The 14,407-nt window shown below is 45.6% G+C and carries 14 protein-coding genes; 11 read left to right on the forward strand and 3 right to left on the reverse strand.

Annotation, left to right across the window (positions count from 1 at the left end):
- Positions 1–141: 141 nt before the first annotated feature.
- From L5L77_RS00305 to L5L77_RS00345, 9 genes are all read left to right on the forward strand, one after another.
- Positions 142–2,259 carry a TonB-dependent receptor gene (locus tag L5L77_RS00305; RefSeq protein ID WP_263221782.1) on the forward strand — a complete coding sequence of 706 codons (2,118 nt, stop codon included), beginning with the start codon at positions 142–144 and terminating at the stop codon, positions 2,257–2,259.
- 92 nt (positions 2,260–2,351) lie between these two features.
- Positions 2,352–3,062: a TetR/AcrR family transcriptional regulator gene (locus L5L77_RS00310; RefSeq protein ID WP_219234616.1), complete on the forward strand. Its 711-nt coding sequence runs from the start codon at positions 2,352–2,354 to the stop codon at positions 3,060–3,062.
- Positions 3,063–3,134: 72 nt separating this feature from the next.
- Positions 3,135–4,076 carry an ABC transporter permease gene (locus tag L5L77_RS00315; RefSeq protein ID WP_287480675.1) on the forward strand — a complete coding sequence of 314 codons (942 nt, stop codon included), beginning with the start codon at positions 3,135–3,137 and terminating at the stop codon, positions 4,074–4,076.
- Positions 4,073–5,023, forward strand: a complete 951-nt coding sequence (locus L5L77_RS00320) for an iron chelate uptake ABC transporter family permease subunit (RefSeq protein ID WP_263146845.1) — start codon at positions 4,073–4,075, stop codon at positions 5,021–5,023. Before L5L77_RS00315 ends, L5L77_RS00320 begins: the two co-directional genes overlap by 4 nt.
- Positions 5,020–5,802, forward strand: a complete 783-nt coding sequence (locus L5L77_RS00325) for an ABC transporter ATP-binding protein (protein WP_263146848.1) — start codon at positions 5,020–5,022, stop codon at positions 5,800–5,802. The genes L5L77_RS00320 and L5L77_RS00325 overlap by 4 nt, the downstream gene beginning before the upstream one ends.
- A complete protein-coding gene (locus L5L77_RS00330; RefSeq protein WP_263199797.1) occupies positions 5,799–6,800 on the forward strand; it encodes a siderophore ABC transporter substrate-binding protein in 1,002 nt (333 codons plus the stop codon). Before L5L77_RS00325 ends, L5L77_RS00330 begins: the two co-directional genes overlap by 4 nt.
- 154 nt (positions 6,801–6,954) lie before the next feature.
- Positions 6,955–7,245 (forward strand): DUF2607 family protein, encoded by a 291-nt coding sequence (locus L5L77_RS00335; RefSeq protein ID WP_028761491.1) that lies wholly within the window; start codon positions 6,955–6,957, stop codon positions 7,243–7,245.
- 85 nt (positions 7,246–7,330) lie between these two features.
- Positions 7,331–9,502, forward strand: a complete 2,172-nt coding sequence (locus L5L77_RS00340; RefSeq protein ID WP_263185619.1) for a TonB-dependent siderophore receptor — start codon at positions 7,331–7,333, stop codon at positions 9,500–9,502.
- Positions 9,492–10,748 carry a DUF1624 domain-containing protein gene (locus tag L5L77_RS00345; RefSeq protein WP_263185620.1) on the forward strand — a complete coding sequence of 419 codons (1,257 nt, stop codon included), beginning with the start codon at positions 9,492–9,494 and terminating at the stop codon, positions 10,746–10,748. The genes L5L77_RS00340 and L5L77_RS00345 overlap by 11 nt, the downstream gene beginning before the upstream one ends.
- A gap of 93 nt (positions 10,749–10,841) precedes the next feature.
- Here the strand turns inward: L5L77_RS00345 and dpsA are convergent, their stop codons facing one another.
- Positions 10,842–11,309, reverse strand: coding sequence for a DNA starvation/stationary phase protection protein DpsA (gene dpsA, locus L5L77_RS00350; protein WP_028761488.1), 468 nt, complete (start codon positions 11,307–11,309; stop codon positions 10,842–10,844).
- Between the two features lie 243 nt (positions 11,310–11,552).
- Between dpsA and L5L77_RS00355 the strand changes: the two genes are divergently transcribed.
- Together L5L77_RS00355 and rimI are read left to right on the forward strand one after the other, a co-directional pair.
- On the forward strand, positions 11,553–11,918 hold the full coding sequence (locus L5L77_RS00355; RefSeq protein WP_168822776.1) for a hypothetical protein: 366 nt from the start codon (positions 11,553–11,555) through the stop codon (positions 11,916–11,918).
- 47 nt (positions 11,919–11,965) lie between these two features.
- Complete coding sequence (gene rimI, locus L5L77_RS00360) at positions 11,966–12,553, forward strand: ribosomal protein S18-alanine N-acetyltransferase (RefSeq protein WP_394473717.1); 588 nt, start codon at positions 11,966–11,968, stop codon at positions 12,551–12,553.
- A 189-nt stretch (positions 12,554–12,742) separates the two neighbouring features.
- Here rimI and lipA read toward each other — a convergent pair whose 3' ends face one another.
- Both lipA and lipB read right to left on the reverse strand, forming a co-directional pair.
- Positions 12,743–13,708 (reverse strand): lipoyl synthase, encoded by a 966-nt coding sequence (gene lipA / locus L5L77_RS00365; RefSeq protein WP_028761485.1) that lies wholly within the window; start codon positions 13,706–13,708, stop codon positions 12,743–12,745.
- On the reverse strand, positions 13,705–14,358 hold the full coding sequence (gene lipB / locus L5L77_RS00370) for a lipoyl(octanoyl) transferase LipB (RefSeq protein WP_263185621.1): 654 nt from the start codon (positions 14,356–14,358) through the stop codon (positions 13,705–13,707). Before lipB ends, lipA begins: the two co-directional genes overlap by 4 nt.
- Positions 14,359–14,407: the final 49 nt, after the last annotated feature.

The following is a 14,407-nucleotide window of genomic DNA, read 5'->3' on the forward strand; positions in this document are numbered from 1 at the left end:
TGAACCGCCATGAGATGGCGACCATATTAAGCGGTCATTTTTATTTATCAACATTGTGTTGATAAATGTTTTGAGTGGCGATAATATAATTGATAACTATTCTCATTGGCAACAAATCTTTCGTATAAGGAGTTATTACACATGCCCCGATTTGGTAAGTTTTACCCACAATCAAAGTGGGTTATCGGTTCTCTTGCGCTGGGGCTTAGCGCTATTTCCGGCTCAACTATTGCTGACAGTGGAACTGCTCCGGATAAGCAATCCAAGCAACAAGATGCAGCGGGAAATATTGAAGTCATCACAGTTTACGGTCAGAAAATCGAGCGCACGCTGAAAGAAACGGCTAGCTCAGTGACAGTGATCACTGAAGAACAGTTGAGGAAAAATGCCGACCAATCAACGATTTCTGAAATTCTCGGCGGTACGCCAAACTTAATTTATGCCGGAAATACCGATGCGCCCATTATCCGCGGAACGGATACTAAAGGGCCTGTTGCAGCGGGTAATGCCTACTTATCTAAGCCTGTGCCTGGGGCAACTATCAGTGTTGATGGTAAATATCTGAGCCCCGCAGAACTGGATTTAGGTGCCGCAGGCGTGTGGGATGTGTCGTCTATTGAAGTCTACCGTGGTCCGCAAACGACCAGTCAAGGAGCCAACAGTATTGCTGGCGCCGTAGTCATCCATACCCATAACCCCACTTATACGCCAGAATTTGCAGCGCAAGCACTTTATGGCAGTCGGAATAAGCAGCGCTTTTCGGTCATGGCGTCCGGTGCGCTAAGTAATGACTTTGCCGCAAGAATTAGCGCAGATTACAGCGCTAGAGATACCTTTGTTGATTACGTTAACCCAGAGTTTACTGCCCATGATTTAGATTTTGAGTTTAAAAACCAAAATCTACGGGCGAAGTTGCTATGGGAACCCGAAAAATACAGCAACTTTTCCGCCATGCTGACTTATTCCTCCACTGAGGCTAAACGTCCCAGAAACGAGGTGGTATCAGAACCCTATGATGACTTAGAAAATCGTTCAATTTTTCAGGATAATCAAGAAGTCAGTAATCATGTCGGGATTTTTGATCTTGAATATGTGTTCGACAATGGGATGAAGTTGCATAACCAACTGCAGTATTCAGAAGGGCAGTTTGATTATCGCTTCGCAGCACCTTATCAAGGGATCGCAAAACGAGATAATGAAAACTTTTCGAATGATATAAGGCTGAACTTTGGTGACAAAAGTTCAGAGTTTAGTGGGGTTGCCGGTGTCTTCTACTGGGATGATAAAACCAACAACAAGCTGAACAACGTATTTGGTAATGCCGACGCAGACCTGAGGCATACCAGTTTTGCCCCCTACGGTGAAGTCATATGGCGCTTCTCACCTAAGTGGGCATTCACCAGCGCTCTTCGTTATCAGTCTGATGAAATTAGCCACGATGGTATTGCCAGCTACATCCCAGGTGTGCGCCATCAATATAAAGAAACGTTTACGGCGTTATTACCTAAGGTTGCCCTGTCCTATGATCTGACAGATAACGTCTTAGTCGGCGCTATGATCAGTGAAGGTAACATTCCTGGGGGCACAGGCATTAACTTCCGCGGCGGCGAATATTATACATTCGATGCCGAATCGGCATGGAACTATGAACTTTTTACCCGTATCGATCTGCTTGAACAACGCTTGATCATAAATAGCAATCTCTTTTACACCCGCTTTAAGGATTCACAACGTTCAGTTACTGATTACCTCGATGGGCGTCCCTTTGGTTCTGTCATTATTAATGCTGATGAAGCGCAGAGCTATGGGATTGAATTAGATTGGAACTTTAAAGTGGCCGATAGTTTTAGCCTATATGGTGGGCTGGGTTTACTTGAAACTGAGATAAGTGAATTTAATGACTACCGTGGCGAGGAGTTTGTCGGCAACGAGTTTAGTAAAGCGCCGGGATATATGTTCAATATAGGGTTTGACTATTCAATCACAGACGCCATTAAAGTGAGCGGTGATGTGCGCCATACGGATGGATACTTTTCAACGGATACCAATGAGCCAGAGTTAAGAGTGGGATCTTACACTACGGTAAACCTGAATTCTTCCTATCAAATCAACCAATATTTTGAAGCCTTTGTTTATGCACGCAATTTGCTGGATGAACGTGCACCCGTGGCAAAAATGGCTGACAGAAGTACCGGAGGCGTGGATGCATATTTACTTGAACCTCGAGAAATAGGTGTAGGCGTTAGGGCGAAGTTTTAGCGGCTAGATTCTACCCGCGGTATTGGCTATTGCCATGCAGCGGGTAGCAAGAGCGGTTAGAATGGCTTTTTTGCCTTGGAAACCTTATCGATATGACACAAGTACCGGATCAACCCACTCAAAAACGCCAGCGTGGCAGACCTAGCCGTATTTCCCGTGAGGCTATCGCCAGAGCTGCGTTGGAGATTGGGGTTGATCAAGCGACCATCCCTGCTATAGCCGCGCATTTAAAGGTCGATCATTCTTCCCTCTACCATCACGTAGCAGGTCGGAATGATGTTATCTCCATTGCTGCTGAGCTTGCAATTAATGAGCTGGACTGGCGAGCGCCAGCGGCCACAGATTGGCGGAGCGAATTGATCATATTGACCGATGCCATTTGGGCACTCTATGAGCGTCATCCTGGCCTCGCTGAGTCTATCCATCAGGCCAGTGTTACGCCGTCATCGGGTATACGTTCTTTTGCTGAATCGGTCGAAAAGCTGCAACGCAAAGGCTTCTCCCTCGATGAAGCAGTGCTGGCCGTTGATATCTTAGTTGACATGGTGGGGGAGTGCTTTTTGGGATGGTGGTCAACCACTAAACCAGAAGCCGATGGTCGGACACGTAAAGAGCGAATTATCGCAATTTGGGAAGATGAAGCCACCAAGCTCCCTGATAAAGCTGAGCAGATAAATGCGATGGTAGACATTATGAAGGTGGGCGCTCGCAAATGGTGGGAGCGAAAACGTGACTTAGTGTTAGCGGGTATTGCCGTTACCCATGCCCAAAAGGCAGGGGGATCTGATAAGGCTCAAACATAGCGCGTCGATATGAAAACCTCATAGCGGCTGCAGATTAGTACAAGATTTATTGCGTATAGGAAGTATCAGTTTGTGAAGGTGGTTTATGCACTGACGTGCTTTTTTGTGCTTTGTTTTGCCTCATTGCTGCTAGGCGCAAAGTATGCCTCTGTGGCGCAGATGCTGACGTTATCGGATGATGTTTGGTTGGTGTTATCTGCTAGTCGTCTGCCGCGGCTCTTTGCCTTGATTTGCTCAGGTGTCGGGCTCGCAGTCTGTGGCGTGATATTACAGCAGATTGTGCAAAACAAGTTTGTTGAACCTGCTACTTGTGGCGGGCTTGATGCCGCCAAACTAGGCATATTAATTTCAATTATTCATGCCCCGAGTATGGGGGTTACCGCCAGAATGTTGGGGGCTTTGGTTTTTTGCCTGCTTGCGAGCTTAGCCTTTATTCTGATTATTCGTGGTATTCGGTATAAGAGTCCGGTGCTCATTCCAATTATTGGGATTATGTTTGGCAGTGTACTCAGTGCGATAGCGGAACTTTATGCTTATCAAAACAATATGATGCAGAGTATGCAGGGATGGATGCTGGGTGATTTTTCAAAAATCGTGCAGGGCAACTACGAAATCATCTATCTGATCCTTCCCGTGGTCATACTGACCTACCTTTATGCACAGCGCTTTACCATAGTGGGAATGGGCGAAGGCTTGGCTACCACACTAGGCCTGAGTTATTTCAACCTAGTTATCTTAGGGTTAGTGCTGGTTTCCCTGACTATAGCGACCACAGTTATCACAGTCGGGAGCATTCCATTTATTGGTTTGATTATTCCTAATCTTGTCGCTATGCGTTACGGCGATAATTTAAAACGTACCTTGCCTATTATCGCCTTTGCTGGCGCAACGCTTCTGATTATCTGTGACTTGCTTGGTCGGATTATTTTGTATCCCTTTGAAATTCCTATAGGTCTAACGGCAAGCTGTTTAGGTGGACTCATATTTTTAGTTATCGTTTGGAAAATCAAATGAAAGACAGTGCATGGCGTTTTTTGAGCTGGGGGCTGCCTATTATGTTGGCAGTCACATTTTTATTGATGGGCTCAGGCTTTGATTTTGACTATGTCATACCGAATAGATTGGTGCGTTTAGCTACAATTTGCCTTGGTGGTGTCTGTATTGCGTTTTCTTCGATACTGTTTCAGACCTTAGCCGGAAATCGCATTTTAACGCCATCTATCATGGGGTATGAAGGGGTTTACTTGATTTTGCAGGCACTGTTGATCCTTATCTTAGGGACGGGCAGCAGTATTCTGATCACCGCTAACAGCAATTTTTCTGTCTCAGTCGTGGTGATGTTGCTTTACTCAATGGCGATTCACCGCTGGCTATTTAGTGGGGATCGACATGATGTGTTCTTCCTACTGCTTGTGGGCTTAGTGCTCACTGTGGTGTTAGGCAGTTTTACTCAGTTAATCCAATATTCTATCAGTCCCGGTGAGTTTTCTATTTTCCAGAGCTACAGCTTAGCGTCGTTCAACCGCGCTCAACCAGAGCAATTGCTTATCTCTCTAGTACTTGTTAGTGCCGTGTGTATTGCCGCTTGGAGAGTGCGTGCTGTACTTGATGTATTACTGATGGGGCGGGAGCAAGCTATCTCTCTTGGTATTGATTATCAAAAAGTGGTGCGCCTGCTATTGGGTCTTATCGCGGTATTGGTCGCAATATCAACCAGTTTAGTGGGGCCGACTGCTTTTATGGGGATATTTGTCGCGAATATGGCCTATGCACTGGCAAGGCATCCGTCGCACTCATTTACCTTGATAACAGGATGCGCTGTTGCTATCTCGGTTTTTCTGATCGCGCAAATGCTTGTTGAGCATCTGTTTAATTATCAAACCAGTGTTGGGCTGTTAATTAATCTATTTTGTGGCGCCTATTTCTTTGTCTTAATTCTTAAACCTCGGAGCGCAGTGTGATAACCGTCAATAACTTATATCAGTCTTATAGCGCGAAACCTGTGCTAAAAAATGTCACGGCACAATTTCCCGAACATCAGATGACTTCTCTCATCGGCCCTAACGGTGCCGGCAAAAGTACCTTACTGATGTCGATTGGTCGGTTACTGAATATCCAGCAGGGCGAGGTATTACTCAAAGGTACTGCTATCCACAATATTCCCTTGAAGGATTATGCCAAGCAAGTGGCAACCATGCGTCAGTTTAACAGCCTCAATTTACGCCTGACGGTCAGGGAGTTAGTGGCATTTGGTCGTTTTCCCTATAGCCAAGGGGCACTCACAAAGGAAGATCATCGCGCCATTGATGAAGCGCTGTCGTTTTTAGCTTTACAGTCATTAGCCAATGTATTTATTGATGAACTTAGCGGCGGACAACGCCAAATGGCTTTTCTGGCAATGGCGATTGCGCAGCAAACGGATTATTTATTGTTAGATGAACCGCTCAACAATCTGGATATGAAACATGCCGTTAGCATAATGCGGGCACTTCGCCATCTGTGTGACGATTACAAACGAACGGTAGTGTTAGTGGTTCACGATATCAATTTTGCGGCGAACTACTCCGACTATATTGTCGGTATGAAGCAAGGCGTTGTGCACTGCGCTGGACCCGTTGAAGAGGTCGTCACAGCACAAAGGTTAAAAGCACTGTACGAACTGGATCTTGAGGTGCTGAAAACGAGTCAAGGAACAGTATGTAACTATTTCAACTTCAACTTACAAGGAGAATACAAGTGACGTCGAAATGTAAAAGCGGTACTAAAGTGATAGCGATTTTGTTATTTAGCTCGGCTTTTTTGCTGGCCTGCGACAATAAAACCGAATCAGTACAGCTTGCATCATCGGATACGAGTGCTTCAACGGCTGAGTTGGAGTTTGCCCCGATAGAGGTAGAGCATAAGCTGGGCACTACTGTTATTACAAAACGGCCAGTACGTGTTGCGGCCCTAGATATGAATGAAGTCGACTATCTCGAACAGTTGGGTATTCCCATTGTCGGTATGCCAAAGGATTTTGTTCCTTACTACCTGAAAGACTACAGCAACAATAGTGATATCGTTGATTTAGGTGCTATCGTTCAACCCAATATGGAACGTATTTATGCACTTAAACCCGATTTGGTGCTGATGTCATCCGTTCAAGCTAGTCATTATCAAGCGCTTTCCAATTTGGCACCAACCATTCATTTGGATATTGATTATCAAGACAGCAACAGTGATTACTTTGATATAGTCAAACAGCACTTGTTGGTGCTGGGGAAATTATTCGATAAGCAAACCTTGGCAAAACATAAAGTGGATGAACTGGAAAGTAAGATCCAAGCCGCCAGAATGGTAATTAAAGACAGGCCAGAAAAAGCCTTGGTGGTGCTACATAATAATGGCGCTTTTCGATTTTTAGGTATTCGTTCACGCTATGGGTTCATTTACAGTGCGCTAGGGGTTAAGCCCGCTAGCTTATCAGAGCAGATGGGACTGCACGGTCAACCTGTATCAAGCGAGTTTATTCTTGAAAACAATCCCGACATCATTTACGTGGTTGACAGAACCGCAGTGATGGAGCGAAGCCCTGTATTGGATAAACAATCTATTGATAATCCTCTTTTGCGTGAAACTAACGCTTGGAAGACGGGGAACATTATTTTTGTGGATCCCGAGGCTTGGTATATCACAGGTGCGGGCATAACATCCCTTAATATTATGATTGATGATGTGTTAAAGGGTTATGTAAAGTAGCTGGCTGCAAATAGTCTATGGACTGCATAGCTAATGACTCATGAGATAAGTTACCTCTTGTAACATTTAAGCCCTACGGCTTAGGTAAATCGGTTTGCAACTTTAGTAGTGCTTAACATACAATCGCCTGCCAAATTATCTGAGGAAGTAGGGTTTGAATAGTGTGATACAAACAAGACGCACCCTAGCAATATGGCTTGCTGCCATATTGGTGCTATTGTCTGTTGCCATTGCTGTTCACAGTGTTTCCCATGCTAGTGAAGACTCCAAGGCCAATTGTTCGCTGTGCTTACATCAGCACCAGTTGCAACATGCGCTAACCAGTACACCCTTTCATTTCCAACTCGCTCAACAGGGTTATATTTCGGTTGAGTTTCAGGCAGTTTCCTTTAAGCGACCTTTTAGTCGTTTCTTCAATAGTCGTGCTCCGCCCATAACAGCATAAGTTACTGTTTATTCAATTTATCTTAATTAACTTTGAGCGCCTTGGCTTAGCTAAGGCGCCTATGCTGTTTATTTTCGGAGTGAAAATGACTTCTTTTTATGTCCCTAAGCGCACTGCGCTGTTGCTGGGCGCCTTGTTTGTGCTCAATCCTATTTCAATGCTGTTGGCCGCAGAAAGCAGTCAATCGAGTTCACAAGCTATTGATACTGTGAGTGACGCAGTGCTTGACACTGATATTGAACGTTTAAGTATCCACTATCGCCAAGCCTATCGTGGCAATGTGTCCTCAACTGAACTTCCCCAAGCGATCAGTGTGTTAGACGAGCAATTGATAAAAGACGCGGGGCTGACGCGGTTTCAAGATGTACTGGACTATTCTGCCAGTGTGGCGCGGCAAAACAATGGCGGTGGTTTATGGGATAGTTTTTCCCTACGCGGCTTTCCGGGCAACGAAAACATGCCATCGGGGTATTTAATCAATGGCTTTAATGGTGGCCGAGGTTTTAGTGGTCATAGAGATTTATCAAACGTTGCCTATGTCGAGATTTTAAAAGGCCCAGGTTCGGCACTTTATGGCCGCTCGGAGCCCGGTGGCACAGTTAATATCGTCACTAAGAAACCCCAATATGAAACCAGTGGTTATTTAAAAGCATCGGCTGGGAGTTTCGACCAATATCGGTTAGAAGGTGATGTGACCTCAGGTTTAACCGATAACTTGGCATTTCGGATTAATGGCGCTTGGCAGGAACACGATAGTTTTCGTGATTATGTGTTTAGCGATAAAAAAATAGTTACGCCGTCTGTGCGTTGGCAGATTTCCGAAAAAGCTTCCTTGCTGTATGAAATGGAATACCTCAAGCAGGAACAGCTATTCGATCGCGGTATTATTGTGCTCAATAACGATATTAATACCGTACCACGCTCGCGTTATTTAGGTGAGCCTAATGATGGCGCAACGGAGGTGAATGCCACTGGGCATCAGCTGACCTATGACTATGAATTAAATGATGATTGGTCATTAACTGCTGGCTATAACTATCGAGACTCTAGCTTGAAGGGGTATTCGTCTGATGCCGAGTTAGCAAAGGGGCGGCAATCGCTATTTGATGATGGTCGCACGCTGACTAGGCAGCACAGATATCGTGACTACGCCTCTGAGGATAATTCACTGCGTCTAGAGTTAAGTGGTCATGTGGATACGGGTTTTATTCGTCATAATTTGCTACTTGGTGCCGATGCCTATCACTACAATTTGAAGACGGGACTGTATCGTTATCGGGGCAAAAAAGGTGAATACGCCATCGATATCTATACCCCTCAATACGGTGGGCCTCAGCCAGAGGTGAGTTTGTTGTATGAGAATAACGAGACTCAAAAGGCGTGGGGGACCTATCTGCAAGATCAAATGGATTTAACAGAAAAGTGGAAGTTGCACCTTGGGCTAAGGTTCGATAGTTATCAGCAAGATATCAGTGAAGTCGCGAAAGATACTCTGTCAGAGCAAACCGATAGTCGAGTCAGCCCCAAGGTGGGTCTGGTGTATTTATGGTCCGATGCCTTAAGTTTCTATAGCTCTTATTCTGAAGGCTTTTTACCGCTTTCTGGAACTGACTTTGCGGGTAAGCCCTTCGAAGCGGAAGAGAGTCAGTCGGTTGAACTGGGGATGAAGTTTAATGGTACTTGGTTAAACGATCTTCCTATAAACGGTAGTTTAGCCGTGTTCGATGCCCAAAAGAGCAATATCTTGACCTCAGATCCTATCAATGTTGGTTTTTCTGCCACCTTAGGTAAAGCTAAAAGTAGCGGGGTTGAACTCGATTTAGCCGCCGAACTGACGGAGGATTTACAAGCAAAATTATCCTATGCCTATCTTAATACCCGTACCGCCAATGACAGCTTGAATCCTGATTGGGGCGTGCTCATTCCTGCAGGCAGTCCACTGGTGAATGTGCCAAAGCATACCGCGAGTGTGATTCTGAAACAGGATTTGAATAGGCTTTCTATTGATGGTCATCTAGGGCTTAGCTGGCGTTATGTGGATTCGCGCCTCGGCGATTCTGCCGATCCGAGTTTTCAATTGCCTTCTTATCAGTTACTTGGGTTGTTTATGAACACCCACTTAAGCGACAACTTAAGCCTTGGAGTGAATCTGGATAACTTACTGGATGAACATTACATCGCGAGTAGCTATTCCGCTATTTGGGCCGTGCCGGGTGAGCCACGTAGCATTAAAGTGAGTGTCAGCTATGAATTCTAATATCAGTGCTAACCCAGCGTTATCTTCAGGTTTTGCCGAGCAAGAACGGGGTCGTTCTATTGGCCGCACCCGGATTAATAGTATCGATATGATGCGCGGCGCCGTGATGCTTATCATGTTACTCGACCATGTGCGGGAGCGGTTTTTCTTTCACATGCAGGTGAGCGATCCTATGGATTTGAGTTCGACCTCTTGGGGGCTTTTTGTGAGTCGCTTTGCCGCCCATTTTTGTGCGCCGGTCTTTGTGTTCTTAACCGGGGTTTCTGCATGGCTTTATGCCAATCGTAGCCATGGCGAGCCACGTTCAGCACGTATGTTTTTGATTAAACGCGGGCTGTTTTTAATCGCGCTGGAAATTTTTGTGATTAACTTCTCTAACCTCTCTTGGATGGTCAGCTATTACACCCTTTGGTTGCAGGTGATTTGGGTGATTGGTCTGAGTATGTTAGCGCTCGCTGCGCTGATAAACCTGCCTAGACCTTGGATGGCCCTTTTAGGATTTGCGATTGTTTTTGGCCATAATCTGTTGACACCAATTGGTTTTCAGCCCAGTGAGTGGGCTTACGGTCTGTGGACCATATTGCACGACCGCGGTTATCTCGTCAGCGAAGGTGCACTTAGGGTTAAGGTGAGTTATCCCGTGCTGCCTTGGATTGGGGTGATTTTACTGGGTTATGTTGCAGGGCCACTTTTTAGTAATAAGCCGAACGGAAGCCATCTTGATGCATCGGCTCGCCAGCAAAAGCTGCTGTTTTTAGGGATCAGCTGTTGGGTACTTTTTGCGGTGCTACGTGGGTTTAACCTTTATGGCGAAACCTTGCCTTGGCAGTCGGGGGCACATTTGGGTGAAACCTTGATGTCGGTATTCAATTTAACGAAATACCCGCCATCATTAAGCTTTTTACTGGTGACCTTAGGCGGCATGTTTTTTTGCTTAGTGGCCTTTGAGCGGTATTTTGCATCAAGTGGGAAAGTGGATGGGATATTAGCGCGAGTGGGCCATGGGTTGTCTGTGTTTGGCTCAGTGCCTATGTTCTTCTATATCTTGCATTTGTACGCGCTGTTACTGCTGTATACTTTAGCGAAATTCATCTTTGGCGTAAACCATGGTGAGTACTTTGGCGTGAGCAATATAGGATGGGTTTGGTTTATCGCGGGCGTGTTAGCCATCGTATTGTATTATCCCGTTAAGCGATTTAGCGAGTATAAAAAGCACAGCACTCAGGCTTGGATTAAGTACCTCTAATCTATTCTGTTTGATCAAGCTTTAAAGGCAAAAGTCGCCAAGTGTTTACTTGGCGACTTTTTGCTTTGGTCAGAGCAATAATCTATTTAGCGATTATTCTGCGAGTAAGCTGCGTAGCATCCAGGCATTTTTCTCATGCAGTTGGATGCGCTGGGTGAGCAAGTCCGCAGTCGCTTCATCATTCGCTTGATTAACCAGCGGATACAAGGCTCTGGCATTGCGGATTACTAGCTCCTGATCGCTTAATAGTTCGCGGATCATGGTTTCGGCTTGAGTGACACCTTGATCTTCTTTTATCTCGGTCAGCGCGGCATAAGCTGAATATGAGCCGAGTGCTCTGGCGCCTAATGCACGTACACGCTCTGCGATAAGGTCGACCGCAAGGGCAAGTTCGGTATACTGCTGTTCAAATAGCAAGTGTAAGCTAGTGAACATTGGGCCAGTAACGTTCCAGTGAAAGCTATGGGTCTTAAGGTAAAGACTGTAGCTGTCAGCCAATAGTTGGTTTAGCCCTGCGGCGATTTCTTCTCTGTGAGCTTGATTGATACCTATGTTAATCATGGCGTTTTCCTTCTATTGTCTTACTGAGTGTGTTTAGTCTAATCTTCTGATATTAAATGTAAAATGAGTAAATTAGATTTTGTAAATCTATAAATTCGATTGAACTTCCGAGTGTTAAATCTCGTAAGCGATAAAGCCAGATATCATCTCCTTTCGCCGTGCAGCAGTAACAATGCCATGGCAGAACTGCTATCCTAGCGGGATATTGTGAGTCGATACTTTAATTGAATAAAACTGACCTTAATGAATAAATCAGCCTATTTAACCGCCATGAATGTGACAACTTGGCGAGTGCGCGACACTAAGGTGAAACCTTATTTAGTGATTTGGGATGAAAACGGTGAGTTACCAGAAGCAGAGCCGCTTATCGACGCTGTGCTAACGCTTATCGACATACAGCGTGATGAATGTGATTTTGACTGTGAGCCCCATACGGGTAAACAGATCGTTTGGGATCTGCGACGTCACAAAGTCAGGCCACGTACCGCATGGTTAGTGTCTGAGCCGTTGGCCGATTTATTAGTGGGTTGGCAGGCTAAAAGCGCGCTCTGGCAGCAGATTTACCAATGGCGCGACCAAGTTAGCGGCCAAGCGCCAAGCAAGTCTTAAGCTTTACTCGTAAATACATTAATAACCAATACTTTGGAATACCAGCGTTGAACATCCCACCAGTAGATAGTCTATTCACGACACCATTCGCAGCACAATTGACAGTAGGTTTGCCTGTTGATCTTGTGGCTCTCACGCTTGAAGATGTTCCCCAAATGGCGCAGCTTGAATCCTTGGCCCATAGCCATCCCATGAGTGAGGGGAATCTTGCCGATTGTTTTGGTCACTTGTACCGTGTCCTAGGTTTAAAGCTGAGTGCTCACTTAGAGGTAGATGCAAATACTGAGGCAAATATTGACGTCGTTTCGGATTCAGATACTTATCACGTCGAAGGACTCTTAGGGTTTGCGATAGTGCAGCAAATTATCGATGAAGTGACTTTATTGGATATTTGCCTATTACCGAGTCAGCAGGGTAAAGGTTACGGTAAGTTATTACTCAAGGCTGTGATGGCATCGGCCAAGGTATCGGGCGCTGTGGTGCTTATGTTAGAAGTGCGAGAGTCTAATCTCGACGCCCGTGCTTTATATCAAAAGGCTGGCTTTATTGAATCGGGACGTCGCAAAGGTTACTACCCGATAGAGGGCGGTAAAGAAGATGCTATCTTGATGGATTTAGCGATAACCCAAGAATGAGTCGAGTATTAGCATTCATGTCGAAAAACGACAGCTATACGAACCACTCTTCATAAACAACAGTCATAAATAACAGCCATAAACAACTGTCATAAAAACAGCCAATAAAAAACAGCGCCTAAGCGCTGTTTTTCTATTTTAATAACCTTGAAATCTACATCACCTAAGCTCTGCATCTAAGCAAGAAGGTTATTTCACTTCTTTACCTTGGGCTTGCAGGTCCGCATGGTAGCTTGAGCGCACTAATGGGCCACAGGCTGCATGGGTAAAACCTAACTCATCGGCTAAGGCTTTAAGCTCATCAAACTCGGCTGGTGGCACATAACGTTCAACCGGCAAATGGAACTTAGACGGCTGTAGGTATTGGCCTAAGGTCAGCATTTCAACCTTATGTTCTCGCAGATCACGCAGTACTTGAGCGATCTCTTCGTTGGTTTCACCCAGTCCCATCATCAGGCCTGATTTAGTGGGCACATTTGGATGACGTTCTTTAAAGCGTTTTAGCAGATCGAGCGACCATTGGTAATTCGCACCTGGGCGCGCTTTACGATAATGCATGGGCGCCGTTTCTAAGTTGTGGTTAAACACATCAGGCGGCTCAGTCGATAAAATATCTAAGGCAGCATCGATACGACCACGGAAATCAGGCACTAAGGTTTCGATCTTGATGTCCGGATTAAGCTTGCGGATCTCACGGATACAATCGGCAAAATGCTGTGCGCCACCATCACGTAAATCGTCACGATCTACAGAGGTAATCACCACATATTTTAGCTTCATATCGCGGATAGTTTGCGCCAATTTAACTGGCTCTTCAGCATCAGGCTTAAGCGGACGACCATGTGCCACGTCGCAGAATGGGCAACGACGAGTACAAATCGCACCCAAAATCATAAAGGTTGCTGTGCCGTGGTTGAAGCATTCCGCGAGGTTAGGGCAAGAGGCTTCTTCACAGACAGAGTGCAGGCCATTTTTACGCAGCGCTTGCTTGATGTCTAAAATGCGTTGATTCGATGCCGGCAGTTTAACCCGTAACCAATCGGGTTTACGCAACATAGTGTCGCGCTCTGATGGGACGATTTTGACCGGAATACGAGACACTTTATCGGCATCTCTTAGTTTTACTCCGGGTTGTAAACGTTCAGGCCTATTCATGACGCTGCTAATCCTTGATGATGAACTAGGTGTTGATAGCCCAGTAATTGGCTAAAAGTAATAGTAAGTTGCTCGCCCGCTTCAATCACGGTTTGTGGTCCGCCAAGTGCTTTGCATTGCACCATTTCAAGACCGGCATAACCACAAGGGTTGATGCGGCGAAATGGTGCTAAATCCATATCGACATTAAGGGCTAATCCATGGAATGAACAGCCTTTACGGATGCGTAATCCGAGGGAGGCAATTTTACGTTCATCCACATATACGCCCGGCGCATCGGCCTTGGCATAAGCGTTAATGTCGTACTTGGCGAGCATATCGACAATGCTTTGCTCTATATGAGTAACGAGTTGACGCACACTGACTTTACTACGTTTTATGTCGAGAAGAGGATATACCACTAGTTGTCCAGGGCCGTGGTAAGTGACTTGGCCACCACGGTCCACTTGGATCACAGGAATATCGCCAGCATTCAAAATATGCTCGCTTTTACCAGCTTGGCCTTGGGTAAACACGGGTGGGTGTTCTACTATCCACAGCTCATCTGGGCTCTCACTATTACGCGTGTCAGTGTAGTGCTGCATGGCATGCCACACTGATTCGTAATCTTGTTTTCCAAGATGCCGAATGTGCAAAGTCGTGTCTTGCAAGGGCAACCTCTCCCCTTAGAATTGAGTGGTGCTATTATACGCCTCTTGA

The organism is Shewanella sp. SM29 (assembly GCF_025654245.1).
GTDB lineage: Bacteria > Pseudomonadota > Gammaproteobacteria > Enterobacterales > Shewanellaceae > Shewanella > Shewanella oncorhynchi.

What these genes read in the sequence shown, in the direction of transcription:
- L5L77_RS00305 (WP_263221782.1), top strand. Translation starts at nt 142, where the DNA reads ATGCCCCGATTTGGTAAGTTTTACCCACAATCAAAGTGGGTTATCGGT.
- L5L77_RS00310 (WP_219234616.1), top strand. Translation starts at nt 2,352, where the DNA reads ATGACACAAGTACCGGATCAACCCACTCAAAAACGCCAGCGTGGCAGA.
- L5L77_RS00320 (WP_263146845.1), top strand. Translation starts at nt 4,073, where the DNA reads ATGAAAGACAGTGCATGGCGTTTTTTGAGCTGGGGGCTGCCTATTATG.
- L5L77_RS00340 (WP_263185619.1), top strand. Translation starts at nt 7,331, where the DNA reads ATGACTTCTTTTTATGTCCCTAAGCGCACTGCGCTGTTGCTGGGCGCC.
- L5L77_RS00345 (WP_263185620.1), top strand. Translation starts at nt 9,492, where the DNA reads ATGAATTCTAATATCAGTGCTAACCCAGCGTTATCTTCAGGTTTTGCC.
- dpsA (WP_028761488.1), bottom strand. Translation starts at nt 11,309, where the DNA reads ATGATTAACATAGGTATCAATCAAGCTCACAGAGAAGAAATCGCCGCA.
- L5L77_RS00355 (WP_168822776.1), top strand. Translation starts at nt 11,553, where the DNA reads ATGAATAAATCAGCCTATTTAACCGCCATGAATGTGACAACTTGGCGA.
- lipA (WP_028761485.1), bottom strand. Translation starts at nt 13,708, where the DNA reads ATGAATAGGCCTGAACGTTTACAACCCGGAGTAAAACTAAGAGATGCC.